The following is a 17,591-nucleotide window of genomic DNA, read 5'->3' as shown; positions in this document are numbered from 1 at the left end:
CGCCGTTGGCTACCGCCCGCGCACCGCCACCGTACCGGTGAACCACCGTGTCCACCGGCGCCGTTGGCTACCGCCTGCGCAGCGCGACCCCGGCCACCAGGATGCCGACGACCACCAGTGCCGCATTGGCCGCGATGGCGGTAGCGACGCCGTGCAGCACCGCGGCCGTGCCGGCCAGGCCACCGAGACCGGCGGTCGCGATCGCGCTCATCACGGGCGTGCCCATGGTGATCCCGATCTGCTGGGTCATGGTGGCCAGCCCGGTCGCGGTGCCCTGGTCGGCGGCCGGGAGGCCCGAGGTGGCGGTGACCATGAACCCCACGATCACCAGCATGTTGCCGACGCCGCCGACGAAGGTGGCCGCCAGCAGCAGACCCAGCCACCCGCGCCCCTCCCCCAGCGTGATCAGCGCCGCCGTGGCCAGCGCCTGCACCGCACCGCCGAGCACCAGCGCCCGGGTGGTGCCGAGCCGGCCGATCACCCGGGCCGCCGTCACCCCGCCGGTCACCGTGCCCAGGCCCAGCACGGCGAAGCAGAGGCCGGCGGCGAGCGGCGCGAAGCCGAGCACCCGCTGCAGGTAGAGGGTGAGCAGGAAGACCAGCGAGGTCTCGGTGGCGAAGGCCAGCAATCCGATCAGGTTTCCCCACAGCACAGTTGGTCGGTGGAGGATCCGCACCGGCACCAGCGGGCGCGCGGTCCGGCGCTCGATCAGGTAGCAGGCTGCCAGCAGCACCGATCCGGCGAACAGTCCCGCCATGCGCAGGGCAGGTGTGGTCAGTCCGGTGACGAGGGCCAGCAGGCCGGTCGTCACGGTGACCGCGCCGAACAGGTCCAGCCGGTCACGCGTGCCGCGGCTCTCCGTCAGCACCCGGGGCGCGATCAGCAGCACGGCCAGCACCACCGGCACGTTGAGCAGGAAGGCCCACCGCCAGCTGAGCAGGTCGGTCAGCACACCGCCGAGCACCGCGCCGGTGGTGAACCCGGCCGACATCAATGCGCCGTTGAGCCCCAACGCCCGTTCTCGCAGCGGACCTTCCGGGAAGGCCGAGGTGAGCAGCGCCAGGCCGGCCGGGGTGACCGCCGCGGTCGCCAGCCCCTGGGCGACCCGGGCGGTCAGCAGCATCGCAGGGTTCACCGCGAAGCCGCCCAGCAGTGAGGCCGCGCCCAGCAGTGCCAGGCCGAGCAGGAACAGCCGGCGGCGTCCGACCAGATCGGCGAGCCGGCCGAAGAACAGGGTGAATCCGGCTGCCGCGAGTGCGAATGCCGTCGCCACCCACTGGAGTTGGCCGAGCGAGAAGCCCAGGCCCCGGCCGATCGCGGGCAATGCGACGTTCAGGATCGAGAAGTCCACCGCCAGGGTGAACTGGGCCACCAGTAGGACGGTCAGGACCAACCGGGAGCGGCTGGTGAGCCGGTCGGCGGCTGCGGCTGACGTCCTGTCGAGTACTGCCATGTCGTGAAGTCCCTCCGGATTTGTGATCACCGGAAGTCTTTGGCGGGGCGTCGAGGACAGCCATCCCCGAGCGGTTGGTACCACTGGCAGGGTCAGGCTGCGGGAGCCGGTTCGCGCGATACTCGTCCGCATGGACACGGATCTCGGAGAGTTCCTGCGGGCGCACCGGGCCCGGCTGCGACCGGAGGACGTCGGGCTGGCCCGGTTCGGCGGCCGGCGGCGGGTGCCGGGGCTGCGCCGGGAGGAGTTGGCGCAGCTCGCGGGCGTCAGCGCGGCGTACTACACGCGACTGGAGCAGGGGCAGAGCGGCAACGCCTCGGAGGCGGTGCTCGACGCCCTGGCCCGGGCGCTCCGGTTGACCCCGGACGAGCACGCCCACCTGCGCAATCTGGCCCGCCCGCAACGGGCCAGGCGCCGCCCGGCGGAGCGTCCGCAGCAGGTGCGGCCGGCGACCCGCCAGCTGATCGAGGCGATGGACGGGGTCCCGGCCGTGGTGCTGGACCGCCGTCGCGACGTGCTCGCCTGGAACGCGCTCGGGCACGCCCTGGTGGCCGGCCACCTGGACCGCGGCGCGCCGGAACGCCCCGACGACCGGCCCAACCTGCAGCGGATGCTCTTCCTCGACCCGCACACGCGCGAGCTGTATCCCGACTGGGCCACGGAGGCCCGGCGCGCGGTGGCCTCGCTGCGGCTGGCGGCCGGCGGTCATGCGGACGACCGGCGGTTGGCCGAGCTGACCGGCGAACTGCTGCTGAAGAGCGAGGAGTTCGCGGCACTCTGGGCCAAGCAGTCGGTCGCCAACTGCACCAGTGGCCGCAAGTCCTTCCACCATCCGGTGGTCGGCCCGCTGGAGTTGGACTTCGAGACCCTGCAGCCGGCCGACGGCTCGGGTCACTGGCTGCTGCTCTACAGTGCTGCACCGGGATCGACCGGCGAGATCGGACTCCGGTTGCTGCAAGGGACTCTGTCGTGCGGTCGGGACGAGCCGGCGGTGACCGCGGATCGCTGAACCTGCGAGGAGCCGGATCGAGACGGTCTCGCTGCGGATCGGCTCCTGGCTGCGCCGCACCGCGCGGCGCAGGGACGCTCGGCACCTCGTCCGGACGCTCGCCATCTGGCCCGTCCCGGCCCCGGTCATCGGCGCGAGGCCGAGAGCTCCCGCCGGCCCATTGACGCTGGCTCAACTCAGGTACATCGTTGTTCCATAACCATTCACATCAGCTCACGACTGCAAGGGAGTGACGAGATGGCACTTCGGAAACGGGCTGCCGGCCTGCTCGCGGCGGGAGCGATGCTCGCGGCCACCGGGCTCACCCAACTGGCGCTGGCGGGGCCGGCGGCAGCCATGCCGCCGTGTGAGCGGTCCTGGACCAACAGCAGCGGTGAGGTGATCTGCCCCGGATACGCCAACTACCGGGCCGACATCGAGTGCGTCCACGCCGGCACGCCGTACTGGGTCTACGGCGAAGCGGTGTCGGCGGGGCAGCTCGCCACAGCCGACTGCAACTTCGGCGACCAGCTGAAGAACGCAACGGCCCCGACCGAGACGGTGTACTGGGAAATCCTCAGCTGACGGTGGCACCAGGACCACCGCAGCCGGGGCCAGCCCCCCTTGCGCGGCGAGAGGCTGAGGCCCAGTCAGACTCGGCTTCGGCCGGCGCCAGACCTGACGCGGTGCGAAGCCCTCGCGCCGCAACCAGTGCTCGGTGTAGACGATCCGGTCGGCCTCGACCACCACGAGGGGCCCTGACGGCGGCTCTTCCAGGTGCTCGCGATCGAGCCGCTGCTGCGGGGCCGGTCCAGCCGGCCAGGGATTGGTCACGGGCGTGATCAACCGTCCCACGCCGCCCTACGAGCCGCCGGGCGTTTTCGATCACGGAATGGCCGGGAACGAGCCTGTGCTCCCGCAGCACCGGCCATACCGTGGGCTGATGCCGAGGACATTGCGTTGGGCGGTCGCGCAGAGCAGCGTGACGGAGGATCCCACCAACCCCGAGCACCTCCGTGCGAGCGGCACCGAGGTCCGCCGGCTGATGCGCGAGGCGCAGGCCGGCGGAGCGCGGTTGGTGCAGTTCCCCGAGGGTGCGATCACCTACCCCGACAAGAAGGTGATGTCATCCGGCGCCGGCGGGACGCTCGCCGCGGCGGATTGGGGCCGGGTCGCCTGGGACGTGGTCCGAGCCGAGGCCGAGGCCGTCGCTCGACTCGCCGGGGAACTGGGGCTGTGGGTGGCCTTCGGATCGATCCATCCGCTGACACCGCCGCACCGCCCGCACAACAGCCTGTACGTCGTATCGGACAAGGGTGAGCTCGTCGGCCGCTATGACAAGCGGTACCTGTCGCACAGCGAACTCTCGTACCTCTACACGCCTGGCGTCGATCCACTCGTCTTCGAGATCGACGGCATCCGGTTCGGGGTCGCCCTGTGCATCGAAGCCAACTTCCCCGAACTCTTCGCCGAGTACGAGAAGTTGGACGTGGACTGCGTCCTGCTGTCCGCGATGGCCGACGATGCCGGGCTGGCTGCGCTGGCCCAGGCCTATGCGATCCTCCACAACTACTGGGTCGGCTACGCCGTCCCGGCCCAGTTCGGCACCACCGCGCCAGCGAGGATCATCGCGCCGGGAGGCCGGCAGCTGGCGAGTTGCGCAGGCAACAGCCGCCCCGGCCTCGCGTTGGCCACCCTCGACCTGGAGAGGCCGGACCCCGATGTCGCGATGGCCCTGCGCTTGGCCCGCCCGTGGCGCAGGAAGGCACGTTCGGGTCTTTACGACAGCCATCTGGTGTCGGGGGACGAACGGAGCGATGTGCGCACCGAGTTCTGATGCGGCGCCATGCCCCTCGGCGGCGCCGGCACGCTGCCGACGACACCGAAGGGCGCATGAACGGGCAAGCCCCGTGTGGCGGCGGGGTCGCCCCAGCGGACACTGGCGAGGCCACCGCCGTCCGAGGCGGCACTGGTCTTTCGCAGCCCTCGATGAATCGGAGAACACCGGTCAATGCCTCAGCAGTTGGGCCGACACCTGTTCGAAGCAGCACTGACCGACGCACGTTCGGCACCCGGATGCGCCGGCATGCCGGCCGGCTGGCCGGCACCGCACGGTCAGGTCCGCGCCCGCTGGGTGACGGCGATGCAGGCGATCACCGCCAGCGCGGTCACCGCCACCGCCGGCGGTAGCCGCTCGCCGAGGACCAGGACGGCCCAGCAGAGCGTGAGCAGGGGTTGGGCCAGCTGGAGTTGGCTGGCGCGCAGCACGCCGATCGCGGCCATGCCCGCGTACCAGGCCACGAACCCGCCGGACTGGGAGACCGCGGCGAGGTAGCCCAGCCCGACCATGCCGTGCACGGTCAGTCGGACCGGCTCGGTGGGCAGGGCGAGGGCGCAGGTCAGTACGGTGGCGGGCAACGCCGCGAGCACGCCCCAGGCGACCACCTGCCAACCGGGCATCCGCTGGGCCAGCCGGCCGCCCTCGGCGTAGCCGGCGGCACAGACCAGCAGGGCGGCGAACAGGTAGCCGTCGGCGAGGCTCGGCCGGCCCGCGCTCTGCTGGAGGGTGAAGGCCAGCACCACCACGGCCCCGGCCAGTGCGGCCCACCAGAACAGCCGGGGCGGCCGGGCGCCGGTGCGCAGTGCGGACATCACCGCGGTGGCCAGTGGCAGCATGCCGATCACCACGGCGGAGTGGGCGGTGGAGGAGGTCCGCAGCGCCAGGGTGCTGAGCAGCGGGAAGCCCACCACGCAGCCGGCCGCCACGGCCAGCAGGGCGGGCCAGTCGGAGCGGGCCGGCACCGGCACCCGTTTGACGGCCAGGCAGGCGCCGGCCAGGACTGCTGCGAGCACTCCCCGCAGTCCGGTGATCGTCCAGGGCCCGAAGCCGTCGAGGGCCCAGGTGGTGGCGGGCAAGGTGAACGAGAAGCAGAGCACGCCCAGGGCGGCCAGTGCGGTGCCGCCGACCGCTATCGATCGAGCGAAGATAGCGCTATCATTTGCCTTCATAAACAAGCGTAGCAGTCAAGGATGGGGGCACGCATGGCCCGAACCACGGTGGCCGAGCTTGCCGAGGCCCTCCGGCGCGAGCTCGTCCGCTACTCTCCCGGCGAGAAGCTGCCGCCCAGCCGGGAGCTGATGCAGCAGTACCAGGTGAGCCCGGTGACGGTCTCGCGGGCGATCGCCACCCTGGTCGCCGAGGGGCTGGTGGTCTCCCGGCCGGGCGCCGGGGTGTTCCGTGCCGAGGCGCCGCGTTCAACGCCTGCGGCCGGGGACACCTCCTGGCAGGAGGTGGCGCTCAGCGCGGAGGCGGGCGTGCCGCCGACCCGGGTGGCCGACGCGACCGGCGTGCTCGGCACCCTGTCGCTGGCGCCGCCCGAGGTGGTCGACCTCAACAGCGGCTATCTGCACCCCTCGCTCCAACCGGAACGTGCCCTGGCGGCCGCGCTGGCCCGGGCCGGCCGGCGGCCGGGGGCCTGGAGCAGGCCGCCGGTGGAGGGGCTGCCCGAGCTGCGGGCCTGGTTCGCCCGGGACATCGCCGACGACCTCACCGCCTCCGAGGTGCTGATCGCCGCCGGCGGGCAGAGCGCGCTCAACACCGCACTGCGCTCACTGGCCGCGCCCGGGGCGCCGGTACTGGTCGAGTCGCCGACCTACCCCGGCATACTCGCCATCGCCCGGGCAGCCGGGCTGCGACCGGTCCCGGTACCGGTGGACGCGGACGGGGTGCGCACCGACCTGCTCGCCGACGCCTTCGCCGCCACCGGCGCCCGACTGTTCGTCTGTCAACCGCTGTTCCACAACCCGACCGGCGCCGTGCTCGCCGACGACCGCCGCCTGGAGGTGCTGCGGATCGCCCGGGCAGCCGGGGCGTTCGTGGTGGAGGACGACTACGCACGGCGGCTGGTCCACGCTGACGCACCGCCACTGCCCGCGCCGCTGGCCGCCACCGACCCGGACGGCGTGGTGGTCCACATCCGCTCGCTCACCAAGCCGACCTCACCCAACCTGCGGGTTGCGGCGCTGGCGGCTCACGGTCCGGCGTTGGCCCGACTGCGCGCGGTCCAGACGGTGGACAGCTTCTTCGTCCCCCGGCCACTGCAGGAGACCGCACTGGAGTTGGTCGCCGCCCCGGCCTGGGCGCAGCACCTGCGCGCCCTGGCGGTGGCGCTGCGGGAACGGCGCACCGCGCTGGCCACCGCGCTGACCCGGTTGCGCCCGGAGTTGGTGCCGCAGCAGATGGCCCATGGCGCCTATCAGTTGTGGGTCCGCCTGCCACCGGGGCTCGCCCCGGAGGTGCTGACCGCCGCAGCCCTGCGCGCGGGGGTGGCGGTGACCCCCGGCGGACCGTACTTCACCGCCGAACCGCCGGCCCCGCACCTGCGGTTGACATACGCCTACGCGGAGAGCCTGGAGCAACTGGCCGAGGGCGCCCGGCGACTGGACGTGGCGCTGACGGAGGCAGGCGTCGAGTAGCCCCCGACGGCCGGGCGGCGGCAGGCAGGGCGCGGGCGCTCAGCGGAGGCAGGAGCGTCAGCCGACACCCACCAACCGGGCGGCAGCCGTGGCCGCGTCGATCACCGGGAGCCGCGGTGCCAGGTCGGCCAGCCCGCCAAGCAGCCGCTCGCGGATCGGCCCCGGGCCCGCGGCCACCGAGCCTGCCAGGATCAGCGGTTCACCGCACACGGCGGTGGCGCGGACCAGGGCGGCCAGCTCCCCGGCGGCGGTCTCGACCAGCGCGACGGCTGCGGGGTCGCCGTCCAGGGCGGCCGCCGAGACCAGCGGGGCGAGGGCGGCCAGGCGGCGCGGCGGCCCGGCGTAGGCCCAACGCACCAGCTCCCGCGGCGAGTCGGCCGCGCACTCCCGGCGCACGGCGGCGGCGAGCGCACCAGCGGGGTACTCGATCGCCGCACGCAACGCCCCGCGCCCGAGCCAGAAGCCGCTGCCCTCGTCGCCGAGCAGCCAGCCCAGTCCACCGCGTTGTGTGCGCGGCCGGTGCCCGGCGAGCCGGACGCAGATCGAGCCCGTGCCGGCGATCAGCACCGTGCCGGTGCCGTCCGGCACCCCGCCGGCCGCGAGCGCGGGCACGACGTCCGGCACCACCCGTACCGGGCACCGCAGTTGGAGGGCCGCCCGGCAGCGGTCGGCGAACTCGGCGGGGTCGGGCAGCGATCGGTGGCCGGCGAGGCCGATCAGGCAGCCCGTCACCGTCGCCGGGTCCCGCGTGGCCAACGCTGCGGTGACGGCCGTCGCCAGCGTGGCCAGGGCGGCGTCCGGGTCGGAGCCGGCCGGATTCGCACCCGCGGCCGTACCGCGGCCGAGCACCTCGCCCACGCCGTCGACCAGCACCGCACGGGTCCTGGTGCCACCCGCGTCCAGACCTAGCCGCATGCCGCTCATCCGACACCTCCGACCAACCTCTACCACGGTCGCCGAAAGCACAACCTTCCAAAATGACCGTTCCCACATCCTGTGGCAATGGATGTGCACCAACGGGCTGGATTCCCCACGGGTGTTCAGAAACACGCCGACGGCATTCCCTAGCGATTTTCGACGTGGCAGTGATTACGTCAACGAGGCGCTGTCATTGGACAGTAGATGACGCGTCAGGTTCCGTGACGCCCCCGCGGGGCGGGTGCCTCCCGGGCCTTCCCACTCGAAACACATCAAGGAGCACAATTGAAGCGCCTTGCTCGTTCGCTGGCCGTGGCCGCCGCCGCCGGTTCGCTGACCCTGCTGGCCGCCCCGGCCTCGCTGGCGGCGACCTCGACCACGACGGCCTCGTCCTGCGCCACCTTCACCGCCTCCAACAGCTACGGCGACGGCCAGATCACGGTCTGCCCGACCGGTGGCACCAGCTACCAGCTCTCCGGCTACCTCGAGACCAGCATGCCGGACGGCGGGCTCTGGGGGCCGAACTGCGCCGGCTTGGACCTGTTCGCGGGCTCGACCTTCCTGGGGATCCAGGAGACCGTCTGCGCCCAGCCCGGCGTTGCCACCACCAAGATCACCTTCAACAACGCCGCCACGCTGTCGGCCATGCCGACCACGGCCACGATCCAGCAGGTCTGGATCTGACACCCGCTGATCGGGGAGCCGTCGCGGCGCTGTGCAACTGCGGCAGTCGGACAGTTGCACGTCGGTCGGCTCTCCAGTCGTCGTAGCGGCGAGTGCCCCTGTCCACCGGGCGGGGGCACTTCCGCCCCTGCCGCGGGAGCCGGTCCCGCACGCGTGACGGCCGCAGCGCGGATGCCCGACGCGTCGTCACAGCCCGAGCACCGCGTCCGGCTCCCAGCGCGGTTCCCAACCGGTGGCGCGGGCGCGGGTGGTGTCGAGCACGCCCCCTCGGGCCACCTGCTCCACGGCGTACGGCGTCAGCCCCGGCACCCGGCCGGCCCGGGCCGCCCAGGTCGCCGCCCGGACGGGCAGGTGCACGATCCGCACCGCTCCCCGTGCGCCGCCGGCACCCGGCGCACGGCGTCGTCGCGCTGGTACGGAGGGGCGCCGGGAACAGCTCGGTCAGCGCGTGGACGCCCCACGCCTGCGCCGCACCGGCCGCCCGACCCGGTGCGGCAGCGCCGCGTCGGCAGGCGCCGAGCCGGTGCGGACCCGGCCGCCGAACCGCGCCCCGCCGGCCAGGGCGGCCCGCAGCTGCGGCGGCGTGAGGTAGCTGTTCGCCGGTGCCAGGGCGGCGAGTTGGCGGGCCGGGCGGGTTCCCCGGCGGACCCGGAGGGTGACCGTCGCACCGGCGGTGAGTGCCGGGGCCAGGACGAAGAACGTGCCGCCGACGGCGGTGCTGCCGGCGGGCCGCCGGCGGTGAGGCGTCGAGCGGGTCACCGCGCTCCGCCGCCGCGGCCCCCGCACCTTAGTTGTTGCCGGTCTCCAGCACCTGCACCGCCGCCGGGCCGGCCGCCTCGGCGCCGAAGTCGGCGCCCTGGACCTCGCAGGCGACGGCGAGGTTGCCGCGGAAGCCGATGTACCAGCTGTTGGCGGTCTTGCCGTCGACCTCGGCGGTGCCGGTCTTGGACGCCACGTCCGGGGTGATGCCCGGGATGTCGTGGGCGGTGCCCGCGGGATCGCGGGTCGCGCCGTACATCAGCGAGCGCAGCTCGTCCAGCACGTTGGCGGGGAGCCGGCGAGCGGCCTGGACCTGGGGCAGGCCGGGCACCACGACCGGCTGCCGGAAGGTGCCGCTCTGCACCGTGGCCGCGACCGAGGCCATGCCCAGCGGATTGGTCAGGATGTTGCCCTGCCCGAAGAACTCGGTGGCGGCGGCGGCCGCGTTGGGCTCGACCGGGATCGTGGTGTCGTAGTCGGTGAGACCGGTCTTCCAGACCAGGCCGAGCCCGAAGACGTCCTTCGCCTCGTCGGGCAGGGTGTTCGGCTTGAGCAGCCGGTTGCCCTCGTCGATGAAGGCGGTGTTGCAGGACTGCGCGAAGTCGTCCTTGAGCAGGTTGCCCGGCCGCGCGTCGGTGAAGTCGTTGGCCACCTTCTTGCCGGTGACCATGGTCGACGGCGGGCAGGCGACGGGTGTGGCGGGGGTGTCCCCGGCCTCCAGCAGCGCGGCGGAGGTGATGACCTTCATCGTGGATCCGGGGGCGTTGGTGGCGAGGAAGGCGTTGTTGGGCCCGTTGGCCGGGGCGTTGGCGATGGCCAGGACGTTGCCGGTGCTCGGCTCGACGGCGACCAGCGAGGCGGGCAGCGTGCCGCCCTTGGACTGCGTCTTGACGGCCTGCTCGGCCGCGGCCTGCAGGGTGGCGTCCAGGGTCAGCTTGAGCGCCGGCTGCGGCTTCGGTGCGGTGATGGTGAACAGCGGGACGGGCGCGGACTGGCCCGGGACGGTCATCTCGACGGCGCTGCCCGGGGTGCCCGAGCCGGGCGGAGCCGCCGCCTTCAACTGGTCCATCAGCGGCGCCAGCGACGCGAAGCCGGCCAGCGACTTGCCGTTTCGGTCGGTCACGCCGGACGCCGGGGCGGGCAGCGGCTGCACGGTGATCGTGGCGCCGGGCCGCAGCTGCGGATTGATCACCGTCGGGTCCCAGTGCACCAGCGCGCTGCCGTCGCTCATCTGCTCGACCCCGAGCGACCCGTTGTACACCCACGGGGAGCCGGCCTGCGCGAACTGGATGCCGGCCTGGAACGTGACGGGCACGGCGCCGGCCGGCAGCGGGACGTCCGGGGCGGCGGTCGGCACGGTGCCGGTGGCGGGTGAGCCGCCGGTGGCGGAGGGCACCGGGGAGGTCGGCAGCGGGGTCGCACCCGGGGCGGCTGCCGTGAAGCTCATGGCGCTGGGCTGCAGCTTGTCGTGGAAGCTCTGGAGGGCGCTGGTCGCGCCGGCCGGATCGTCCGTCAACGCGGCGGCCTGCGCCAGGTTCCCGCTCGACCAGGCGTCCAGGAAGGCCTTGGCGGCGGCGTTCGCCCGGGCGGGCGCCGGCGGCGTGCTCACCACCGTGCGCCGAGTGTGCGTGGTGGCCCCGCCCGCGGTCGTACTGCCGTCGGGCGTGGTGGCAGTGGTGGACGTGCTGCCGCCCCCGCCGAAGACGTCCGACACCGCGAAGCCGGCTCCCGCCAACATCGCCGCACAGACCACCGCGACGCCTATCCCGACCTTGGCACCTCTTTGCACAGGCTCCCCCTTGCCCTGGTGAGGCCCCGTCAACGAATTCGACGGGCCGGGAAGGAGAGTAGGCGCAGAACACGAGTTCGTGGTCCTCAGTCAGCCATCAGGCCTTGGTTGTGACGATTCTGCGACAGAACGGCGGTGGACGGACGGCGGGGAAGCGGTCCCACGGGTGCGCTGCGCGGCCGCCTACCCGTTGGCCGCGTCGGGGCGCGAGGCGACCCGGCCGCCGCACCGGCCTGGTCCTCGCCGCCGCACAAGCGGTCGGGTGCCGCCGGGCGAACGACTGGCCGCTGCGCCCTTGCCGTTGCTCAAATGCGGCGTAATGTTGATTACATGATTACATCAGATCACGAAGCAGTACGTGGCTGGTTCACTGGCCGCCTCCCGGACGGGCTCTTCACCGAGTTGGTCGAGGTGGCCGTGGATCGTGAGGAGATCACCGTCGTCGGCCGGATCCCCGGGCCCGAGATCGGTGGCGAGGTGTCGCAGGCGGAACGGGCGGCAGCGGTGGAGGGGCGGGTCGCCGAGTTCCGCGAGCGCACCAGGGGCGAGCGGATGGCCGTCGCGCGCGAGGCCGAGCACCGGTTCGGGCGCAAGGTCTCCTGGGGCGCCGAGTGCGAGGGGGCCAGGGCGCTGTTCACCACCGTCGCGGCGCCGGTGATGACCAGGCTGCGCCAGCCCGAGCGGCAGGTGCTCGACACCCTGGTGGAAGCCGGCGTGGCGCGCAGCCGCAGCGAGGCGCTCGGCTGGTGCGTCAAGCTGGTGCAGCGGCACTCGGAGGACTGGCTCGGGGAGTTGCGCGAATCACTGGAGCGAGTGCGGCGGCTGCGCGCGCAGGGGCCGGACCGGGCGACCGACGCCTCCCAGGGCTGACGAGGACACTGGCGGCGCGGACACCCATGCCACCGCACGCACCCGTCACCAGTGCGACGCACCCGGACAGCGCTGTGCCCCTTGAAACCCGGGACATTGACCCGGACGCGGCACCGACGTGCGGGCCGACCGAATCCCGGGCCCCAGGTCACGCGGAGCTGAGCCGCCCGTGACCGTCCCTTCAGGGCCCGGGAAGTCGCTTCCGAAGATCGCGGAAGCTCTGGGAGACCGGCTGGTTGGATCCGCTCAGTCCGCGAGGCGGGCGAGCAGCTCGGGATGGCCGGCCAGGGCGCCGGCGAGCACCTGCCGGGCGAGCGGCCGGTAGCTCGCGGTGTCCGTGCCGGCCCAGTCGATCGGGCCGAACGGCGGCTGCGGGTCGTACTCGATGAGCAGCTGGATCTCGCGCGCCATCTCCTCGCCGGCCACCCGGGCGACCAGTTGCAGCGCCATGTCGATGCCGGCCGAGACACCGGCGGCGGTGACGTAGCGGCCGTCCTCGATCCAGCGTTCCGCCACCGGCGTCGCGCCGAAGCGGGTCAGCAGGTCGCGGTACCACCAGTGGGTGGTGGCGCGGCGGCCGTCCAGCAGGCCGGCGGCGCCCAGCAGGAGCGAACCGGTGCAGACCGAGCCGACCAGGTGGGCCCGGCTCGCGGCCTGACGCAGGCGGTCCAGCAGGTGCTCGTCGGCCAGTGCCGTGAGCGTCGGCGCGAGGCCGCCGGGGACCACCAGGGCGAAGGGCTCGGGGACCTGGTCGAAGGTGTGGCTCGGTCGCACCGTGAGCGGGGTGTCCGTGCCCATCGGCTCGATCCGCTCGCCGAGCACCACGGTGCGAAAGTCCGGCGACAGGTCCTGCAGCGCGGAGCACACCTGCAGCGGGCCCGCCAGGTCGAGCAGGGTGATGCCCGGGTAGGCGACGAAGGCGATGGTCCGGATCGGGGTGGCGGGGCCCGCGCTCGCTCCGGTCAGGGTCTGGGACATGGGGTTCGACTCCTGGTGTCGATGCGGCTTGCTGGATGGGGCGGCTCGTGCTGCCGCCCGACTCACCGTCACCCACGCCGCGCTCCGCTCGGGGCCGGAGCCGGGCGCCATGTCCGAAATCCTGTGATCCCTGTCCGTCGGACCGACAGGCCATAGGCTGACGGCCATGACAGCCCCCACCCGGCAGGTCGTGATCATCGGCTACGACCAGTCCGAACTCCTCGACGTCGCCTGCGTCAGCGACACCCTGGACGCCGCCAACCGGCTCGGCGCGGAGCCCGGCTACCAGGTCCGGCTGGCCTCGATGCAGGGCCGCCCGGTGCGTTCGGCCGGCGGGCTGGCGCTGGTGAGCCAGGCCGCCCTCGAGAAGCTCCGCGGCCCGCTCGACACCCTGGTGGTCGCCGGCGGCCCCGGCCACCTCGACGCCGCAGCCGACCAGCCGCTGCTGGAGCAGGTGCGCCGACTGGCAGCCGCCAGCCGGCGGGTGGCCTCGGTGTGCACCGGCGCGAGCGTGCTGGCCGCCGCCGGCCTGCTCGACGGGCGGCGGGCAACCACCCACTGGGCGTACGCCCGCAAGCTCGCCGAGCGGTACCCCCGGGTCACCGTCGATCCGCGCCCGCTGTACGTCGTCGACGGCGGAGTCTGCACCTCGGCCGGGGTGACCAGTGCCCTGGACCTGACGCTGGCCCTGGTCGAGGACGACCACGGCCCCGACCTCGCCCGCTCGATCGCCCGCTGGCTGGTCACCTACATGCAACGGCCGGGCAACCAGGCGCAGTTGTCGCCCTACGTGCAGGACGCCCCGCCGACCCACCGACTGCTGCGCCAGGTGGTGCGGTACATCGCCGGCCACCTGGACGCCGACCTGTCCACCGCCGCCCTCGCCGCCCGCAGCGACGTCAGCGAGCGGCACCTGTCACGCCTCTTCCTCGACCGGCTCGGCGAACCACCCGCCCGGTACGTCCGCACCGCCCGCACCGAGGCCGCCGCCACCCTGCTGACGACCACCGCGCTGCCGCTTACCGTGATCGCCCGGCGCTGCGGGTTCCGTTCCACCGAGACGCTGCGCCAGGCCTTCCAGGCCCGGTACGGCACCACACCCTCGGCCCACCGCTCCGCGCTGGGCCAGGGGAGGACGCGTCAGGGCCTCTCGCCGAACGCCTCGCGGTAGGCGGACGGGTGGTCCCCGCGATCCGGCGGAAGGGGCCGCACAGGTTCCGCACACCGCCGAAGCCGGAGCGACGGGCCACCGCGGCCACCAGCGGGGCGGGTTCGCTCCCGCAGGGTGCGGAACACGGGACAACCAACTGATGGTAAGTCATGTTCCCTCCGGACAACGGGGGTTATCGCGTGCCGATTGATGATCGCCGCTCGGCAGGCGAGGTTGGAGGTTCCTCTCCGAAGCCTCGGCAGGGCCACCCGGTCAGCGGACCGCCGATCGCGTCGGCGCCGGAACCTCGACGGGGTGTTCCATTCCCCGGCGGCTGTCCACCCGCCAGGTCCTGGCCGCCGTGACGGCTGCCAGCAACGCCGGTGCGCCGAGGGCCGCCAGGGCGACGGGCAGGCCGGCCGTGGCGCCCAGCCAGCCGGCCACGGGGTAGGTGAGCAGCCAGCAGCTGTGGGAGAGGGAGAACTGCGCGGCGAAGGCGTCGGCCCGGTGCTCCGGTGCGGTGGCGCCGCGGATCAGGCGGCCCGCGGGCGCGTTGACCACCGCGCAGGCGGCGCCCAGGGCGGCCCAAGTGGCCAGCAGCGCGGGCCACTTCCAGGCGGCCGGCGGGGCACAGGTCACGGCCGCGAGGGGCAGGAAGAGGGCCGTGATCGCAAAGCCGCCACCGAGCAGCACCGCGCGTTCGGGCACCCGTTCCAGCGCCCGGGGCAGCAGCAGGGCCGCCGTCATCGACCCGGCACCGTAGGCACCCAGCGCCAACGGCACGTCGGCGGCGCCGCGGTGCAACTGGTCCCGCACGTAGACCACGGTGTTGACGAAGACCACCGCTCCCCCGCAGGCCACCACGAGGTTGAGTGCCAGCAGTGCGCGCAGCCGTGACACCCGCCAGAACAGCCGCGTCCCGTGGGTCGCCCGGGCGAGGACCCCGCCCGGTGGCACCGCGCGCGCCGGATCGGGCAGCGCCACGGAGGCCACCAGCGTGGCGGAGGCGAGGAAGCCGAGCGTGGTGCCGAAGAACAGCTGGTGGTAGCCGATCACGGTGAGCAGTGCGCCGGCCAGCGCCGGGCTGACCAGGCTCTCCAGGTCGTAGGCGAGGCTGGCGAGGGAGAGCGCGCGGGTGTACTCGCGTTCCTCGGGCAGCAGTTCGGGGATCACCGACTGGAAGGCCGGGGTGAAGGAGGCGCTGGCGGCCTGGAGGACGAAGATCAGCAGATAGACCTGCCACACCTGGGTGACGAAGGGCAGGGCGAGTGCCACGGCGGCCCGGAGCAGGTCCGCACCGATCAGCAGCACCCGTCGCGGCAGCCGGTGGGCGCAAGCTCCGACCACCGGCGCGAGCGCGACGAAGGCGACCATCTTGATCGCCAGCGCGGTGCCGAGCACGGAGCCGGCCCGCGCGCCCGCCAGGTCGTAGGCGAGCAGGCTGAGTGCGACGGTGGCCAGGCCGGTGCCCAGCAGTGCGATGACCTGGGCGGCGAGGAGGTGGCGGTAGGCGCGGTGGCGCAGGAGCGCGAGCATGGCTGACCTCGGCGGGGTCGACGGCATGACTGCCCGGCCGACCGGGGCATGACCGCTTTGGGTCGGCGGGCGTGGCAGCAGCACGAGGATAGCTCAATGAGTGCGCACCTGCGCACATGTAAACGGAAGTCGGCCCGTCGGCCGGGCGGTTCCGGGCTCAGTCGTGCGAGGGCAGGTGGCCGATCTCGTGGTCCGCCACGTTCAGCGCTTCGTCCACCAAGCGGCGCAGGTGCCCGTGCTTCAGCGCGTAGACCACCCGGCGGCCGTCCCGGCGCGCGGTCACCAGCCCGGCCAGCCGCAGCTTGCCCAGGTGCTGGCTGACCGATGTGCGGGCAGCGCTGCCGGCCTCGGTGAGCGTGCTGACATCGGCCTCGCCCTGTCCGAGCCGGTGCAGCAGGGCAAGCCTGGTCCGGTCGGAGAGCAGCGCCAGGATCCCGGCCGCGACGTCCAACTGCTCGTCGCTGACCGGCTGCCGCACGTGGTTCGCACCAAAGACCTGCCCGCCCTCGCTCATGCCGACCATCCTAGGCCGCACACTCCGGACGACATGACGACTGGTGCGGCCGCTCTGCGCGGCCCGGGCGGCCCGCCGTCGTGCCGCCCGGTCGGCGAGGCTCAGAGCCCGTACCGCCGGATGGCCTCCTGCTCCTGGGCGAGCCGGCGCAGGCAGCGCAGCACCGGCTCGAAGAGCACCGCGGCTGCGACCGCGGCCTCGACCTGCGCCACTTCGCCGCCCTGCTGCTCCATCCGGTCCAGGTCGTGCGTCGCGGTCTGCTCCATCAGCCGGGCGTAGGGCGCCAGTTCGGCCGCGTCCAGGGGATAGCCGAGCCGGCCGAGCGAGGCCACTGCGGCGACCAACTCCCGGTAGACCGGCGAGAGCCGGCTGAGTTCGGCGGCGTGCGACCAGCCGACCTCGGCGAGCATCCGGTCGATTTCGGCTGCGGCAGTGCGCACATGGGGGTCGGCCGGCTCCGGATCACCGGCCCTCGGCAGCGCCCAGAGCGCGGCGCCGAGCCGGACGGTGCGGCCCAAGGACTCGTCGTCGATCTGCCGCAGCACCTCGCGCACCGTGGCCACCGGGATCCGCCCGACCTGGATCATCGCACGCACCAGCCGCAACCGGCGCAGGTGCGACTCGTCGTACTCGGCCTGGGTGGCGCTGACCCGCCGTCCGGGCGCCAACAGGCCTTCGCGCAGGTAGTACTTGATGGTCGCGATGGAGACCTGACTCGCCTCGCTCAGCTCGGCCAAGCGCATCCTCTTGTGCCCCTCATTGGTTAGTGCCACTATCCCATCATGGACGGGCGCGGCGCTCCAGTCACGGCACCACGCGCCGACGCCACGGGCCCTGGGGGCAGCCGATGTTCGCCAATCCGACCAGGTCCGCCGAACCGTATGGCGGGCGCACCACCGCTGCGGCCGAAGGCGACCTCGTCGTCTTCCTGATCGGCATGCGGATCAACCACTTCTGGGCGCCGCACCACTGGCTACCGGTGTTGGCGTCGATGCCCCGGATGCTGCGCGAGCTGCGCGCCGACGAGCAGAGCGGCCTGCTGGGTTACCAGTTGCTGACCGGATCGCCGCGCGCCTACTACGTGGTGCAGTACTGGCGCTCCAAGGAGCAGCTGCTGAAGTACGCCGTCGACCCCGCGCGGCTGCACCGCAAGGCGTGGGCGATGATCAACCGGATGGAGCACAGGTCCGGCCGCCATGTGGGGATCTGGCACGAGACCTACCTCGTGCCGGCCGGCAACTACGAGTCCGTCTACGCCGACATGCCGCCTTACGGACTGGCCGCCGCCACCGGTGTCCTCCCGATCGGCCGCCGCGGTGCCACCGCACAGGAGCGCCTGGACCGCGGCCGCCGGCCGCCGAACTCCTGACGGCTCGTCAGGTTCCGTCCCCGTGGTACGGATCGGTGTCCATCCGGCCCACCCGCGCCCGAGCAGCGTCAACCGCGCGATCTTCGAATCGGTGCTCGGCGAGCACC

General features: G+C 73.2%; 18 protein-coding genes and 1 pseudogene. 8 read left to right on the top strand and 11 right to left on the bottom strand.

Translation table 11 applies throughout. The features are described 5' to 3' along the window. Window positions 1–67: 67 nt before the first annotated feature. Window positions 68–1,453, bottom strand: coding sequence for an MFS transporter (locus tag LN042_RS17475; protein ID WP_230052161.1), 1,386 nt, complete (start codon window positions 1,451–1,453; stop codon window positions 68–70). A 130-nt stretch (window positions 1,454–1,583) separates the two neighbouring features. Here LN042_RS17475 and LN042_RS17470 point away from each other — a divergent pair, with 130 nt between their 5' ends. Together LN042_RS17470 and LN042_RS17465 are read left to right on the top strand one after the other, a co-directional pair. Continuing rightward, window positions 1,584–2,462, top strand: a complete 879-nt coding sequence (locus tag LN042_RS17470) for a helix-turn-helix domain-containing protein (RefSeq protein WP_230052160.1) — start codon at window positions 1,584–1,586, stop codon at window positions 2,460–2,462. A gap of 237 nt (window positions 2,463–2,699) precedes the next feature. Beyond that, entirely contained in the window at window positions 2,700–3,026 is a 327-nt protein-coding gene (locus LN042_RS17465) for a hypothetical protein (RefSeq protein WP_230052235.1), read from the top strand. Between the two features lie 81 nt (window positions 3,027–3,107). On the opposite strand, the pseudogene LN042_RS38035 reads toward LN042_RS17465, so the two are convergent. Next, window positions 3,108–3,218 (bottom strand): annotated as a pseudogene (locus LN042_RS38035) (pyridoxamine 5'-phosphate oxidase family protein); the annotation flags it as partial. A 166-nt stretch (window positions 3,219–3,384) separates the two neighbouring features. Between LN042_RS38035 and LN042_RS17460 the strand changes: the two are divergent. After that, a complete protein-coding gene (locus LN042_RS17460) occupies window positions 3,385–4,278 on the top strand; it encodes a carbon-nitrogen hydrolase family protein (protein ID WP_230052159.1) in 894 nt (297 codons plus the stop codon). A 278-nt stretch (window positions 4,279–4,556) separates the two neighbouring features. On the opposite strand, the gene LN042_RS17455 is transcribed toward LN042_RS17460, so the two are convergent. Further along, window positions 4,557–5,450, bottom strand: coding sequence for a DMT family transporter (locus tag LN042_RS17455; protein WP_230052158.1), 894 nt, complete (start codon window positions 5,448–5,450; stop codon window positions 4,557–4,559). A gap of 33 nt (window positions 5,451–5,483) precedes the next feature. Between LN042_RS17455 and LN042_RS17450 the strand changes: the two genes are divergently transcribed. Beyond that, on the top strand, window positions 5,484–6,917 hold the full coding sequence (locus LN042_RS17450; RefSeq protein WP_230052157.1) for an aminotransferase-like domain-containing protein: 1,434 nt from the start codon (window positions 5,484–5,486) through the stop codon (window positions 6,915–6,917). A 57-nt stretch (window positions 6,918–6,974) separates the two neighbouring features. Here LN042_RS17450 and LN042_RS17445 read toward each other — a convergent pair whose 3' ends face one another. Then, entirely contained in the window at window positions 6,975–7,832 is an 858-nt protein-coding gene (locus tag LN042_RS17445) for an N-acetylglucosamine kinase (RefSeq protein ID WP_230052156.1), read from the bottom strand. 288 nt (window positions 7,833–8,120) lie between these two features. On the opposite strand from LN042_RS17445, the gene LN042_RS17440 reads away from it, so the two are divergent. Further along, window positions 8,121–8,519: a hypothetical protein gene (locus tag LN042_RS17440; RefSeq protein ID WP_230052155.1), complete on the top strand. Its 399-nt coding sequence runs from the start codon at window positions 8,121–8,123 to the stop codon at window positions 8,517–8,519. 186 nt (window positions 8,520–8,705) lie between these two features. Here LN042_RS17440 and LN042_RS17435 read toward each other — a convergent pair whose 3' ends face one another. The 3 genes from LN042_RS17435 to LN042_RS37740 all read right to left on the bottom strand — a co-directional run bounded on the left by LN042_RS17435 (window position 8,706) and on the right by LN042_RS37740 (window position 11,067). Then, window positions 8,706–8,885 carry a hypothetical protein gene (locus LN042_RS17435; protein WP_230052154.1) on the bottom strand — a complete coding sequence of 60 codons (180 nt, stop codon included), beginning with the start codon at window positions 8,883–8,885 and terminating at the stop codon, window positions 8,706–8,708. Window positions 8,886–8,960: 75 nt separating this feature from the next. Next, window positions 8,961–9,278: a hypothetical protein gene (locus tag LN042_RS17430; protein ID WP_230052153.1), complete on the bottom strand. Its 318-nt coding sequence runs from the start codon at window positions 9,276–9,278 to the stop codon at window positions 8,961–8,963. A gap of 28 nt (window positions 9,279–9,306) precedes the next feature. After that, complete coding sequence (locus LN042_RS37740) at window positions 9,307–11,067, bottom strand: penicillin-binding transpeptidase domain-containing protein (protein ID WP_230052152.1); 1,761 nt, start codon at window positions 11,065–11,067, stop codon at window positions 9,307–9,309. Window positions 11,068–11,397: 330 nt separating this feature from the next. Here LN042_RS37740 and abmR point away from each other — a divergent pair, with 330 nt between their 5' ends. Next, window positions 11,398–11,937, top strand: coding sequence for an ATP-binding transcription factor AbmR (abmR, locus tag LN042_RS17420; protein WP_230052151.1), 540 nt, complete (start codon window positions 11,398–11,400; stop codon window positions 11,935–11,937). 246 nt (window positions 11,938–12,183) lie between these two features. On the opposite strand, the gene LN042_RS17415 is transcribed toward abmR, so the two are convergent. Continuing rightward, window positions 12,184–12,915 (bottom strand): DJ-1/PfpI family protein, encoded by a 732-nt coding sequence (locus LN042_RS17415; protein WP_230052150.1) that lies wholly within the window; start codon window positions 12,913–12,915, stop codon window positions 12,184–12,186. A gap of 166 nt (window positions 12,916–13,081) precedes the next feature. Here LN042_RS17415 and LN042_RS17410 point away from each other — a divergent pair, with 166 nt between their 5' ends. After that, window positions 13,082–14,086: a GlxA family transcriptional regulator gene (locus tag LN042_RS17410; protein WP_230052149.1), complete on the top strand. Its 1,005-nt coding sequence runs from the start codon at window positions 13,082–13,084 to the stop codon at window positions 14,084–14,086. Window positions 14,087–14,338: 252 nt separating this feature from the next. Here the strand turns inward: LN042_RS17410 and LN042_RS17405 are convergent, their stop codons facing one another. The 3 genes from LN042_RS17405 to LN042_RS17395 form a co-directional block, all read right to left on the bottom strand. Then, window positions 14,339–15,601, bottom strand: coding sequence for an MFS transporter (locus LN042_RS17405; protein ID WP_230052148.1), 1,263 nt, complete (start codon window positions 15,599–15,601; stop codon window positions 14,339–14,341). 157 nt (window positions 15,602–15,758) lie between these two features. After that, entirely contained in the window at window positions 15,759–16,115 is a 357-nt protein-coding gene (locus LN042_RS17400) for an ArsR/SmtB family transcription factor (protein ID WP_230052147.1), read from the bottom strand. A gap of 101 nt (window positions 16,116–16,216) precedes the next feature. Beyond that, window positions 16,217–16,858: a MerR family transcriptional regulator gene (locus LN042_RS17395; protein WP_230052230.1), complete on the bottom strand. Its 642-nt coding sequence runs from the start codon at window positions 16,856–16,858 to the stop codon at window positions 16,217–16,219. 104 nt (window positions 16,859–16,962) lie between these two features. Here LN042_RS17395 and LN042_RS17390 point away from each other — a divergent pair, with 104 nt between their 5' ends. Beyond that, window positions 16,963–17,484, top strand: a complete 522-nt coding sequence (locus tag LN042_RS17390) for a DUF4188 domain-containing protein (protein WP_230052146.1) — start codon at window positions 16,963–16,965, stop codon at window positions 17,482–17,484. The last annotated feature ends 107 nt before the right edge of the window (window positions 17,485–17,591 follow it).

Origin of the sequence: Kitasatospora humi (assembly GCF_020907985.1) — a bacterium.
In the GTDB taxonomy this organism is placed as follows: domain Bacteria; phylum Actinomycetota; class Actinomycetes; order Streptomycetales; family Streptomycetaceae; genus Kitasatospora; species Kitasatospora humi.
The sequence above is the reverse complement of the archived record's forward strand: the minus strand, read 5'-3'. Positions and strand labels throughout refer to the sequence as shown.

What these genes read in the sequence shown, in the direction of transcription:
- LN042_RS17475 (WP_230052161.1), bottom strand. Translation starts at nt 1,453, where the DNA reads ATGGCAGTACTCGACAGGACGTCAGCCGCAGCCGCCGACCGGCTCACC.
- LN042_RS17470 (WP_230052160.1), top strand. Translation starts at nt 1,584, where the DNA reads ATGGACACGGATCTCGGAGAGTTCCTGCGGGCGCACCGGGCCCGGCTG.
- LN042_RS17465 (WP_230052235.1), top strand. Translation starts at nt 2,700, where the DNA reads ATGGCACTTCGGAAACGGGCTGCCGGCCTGCTCGCGGCGGGAGCGATG.
- LN042_RS17460 (WP_230052159.1), top strand. Translation starts at nt 3,385, where the DNA reads ATGCCGAGGACATTGCGTTGGGCGGTCGCGCAGAGCAGCGTGACGGAG.
- LN042_RS17455 (WP_230052158.1), bottom strand. Translation starts at nt 5,450, where the DNA reads ATGAAGGCAAATGATAGCGCTATCTTCGCTCGATCGATAGCGGTCGGC.
- LN042_RS17450 (WP_230052157.1), top strand. Translation starts at nt 5,484, where the DNA reads ATGGCCCGAACCACGGTGGCCGAGCTTGCCGAGGCCCTCCGGCGCGAG.
- LN042_RS17445 (WP_230052156.1), bottom strand. Translation starts at nt 7,832, where the DNA reads ATGCGGCTAGGTCTGGACGCGGGTGGCACCAGGACCCGTGCGGTGCTG.
- abmR (WP_230052151.1), top strand. Translation starts at nt 11,398, where the DNA reads ATGATTACATCAGATCACGAAGCAGTACGTGGCTGGTTCACTGGCCGC.
- LN042_RS17415 (WP_230052150.1), bottom strand. Translation starts at nt 12,915, where the DNA reads ATGTCCCAGACCCTGACCGGAGCGAGCGCGGGCCCCGCCACCCCGATC.
- LN042_RS17410 (WP_230052149.1), top strand. Translation starts at nt 13,082, where the DNA reads ATGACAGCCCCCACCCGGCAGGTCGTGATCATCGGCTACGACCAGTCC.
- LN042_RS17405 (WP_230052148.1), bottom strand. Translation starts at nt 15,601, where the DNA reads ATGCTCGCGCTCCTGCGCCACCGCGCCTACCGCCACCTCCTCGCCGCC.
- LN042_RS17400 (WP_230052147.1), bottom strand. Translation starts at nt 16,115, where the DNA reads ATGAGCGAGGGCGGGCAGGTCTTTGGTGCGAACCACGTGCGGCAGCCG.
- LN042_RS17395 (WP_230052230.1), bottom strand. Translation starts at nt 16,858, where the DNA reads ATGCGCTTGGCCGAGCTGAGCGAGGCGAGTCAGGTCTCCATCGCGACC.
- LN042_RS17390 (WP_230052146.1), top strand. Translation starts at nt 16,963, where the DNA reads ATGTTCGCCAATCCGACCAGGTCCGCCGAACCGTATGGCGGGCGCACC.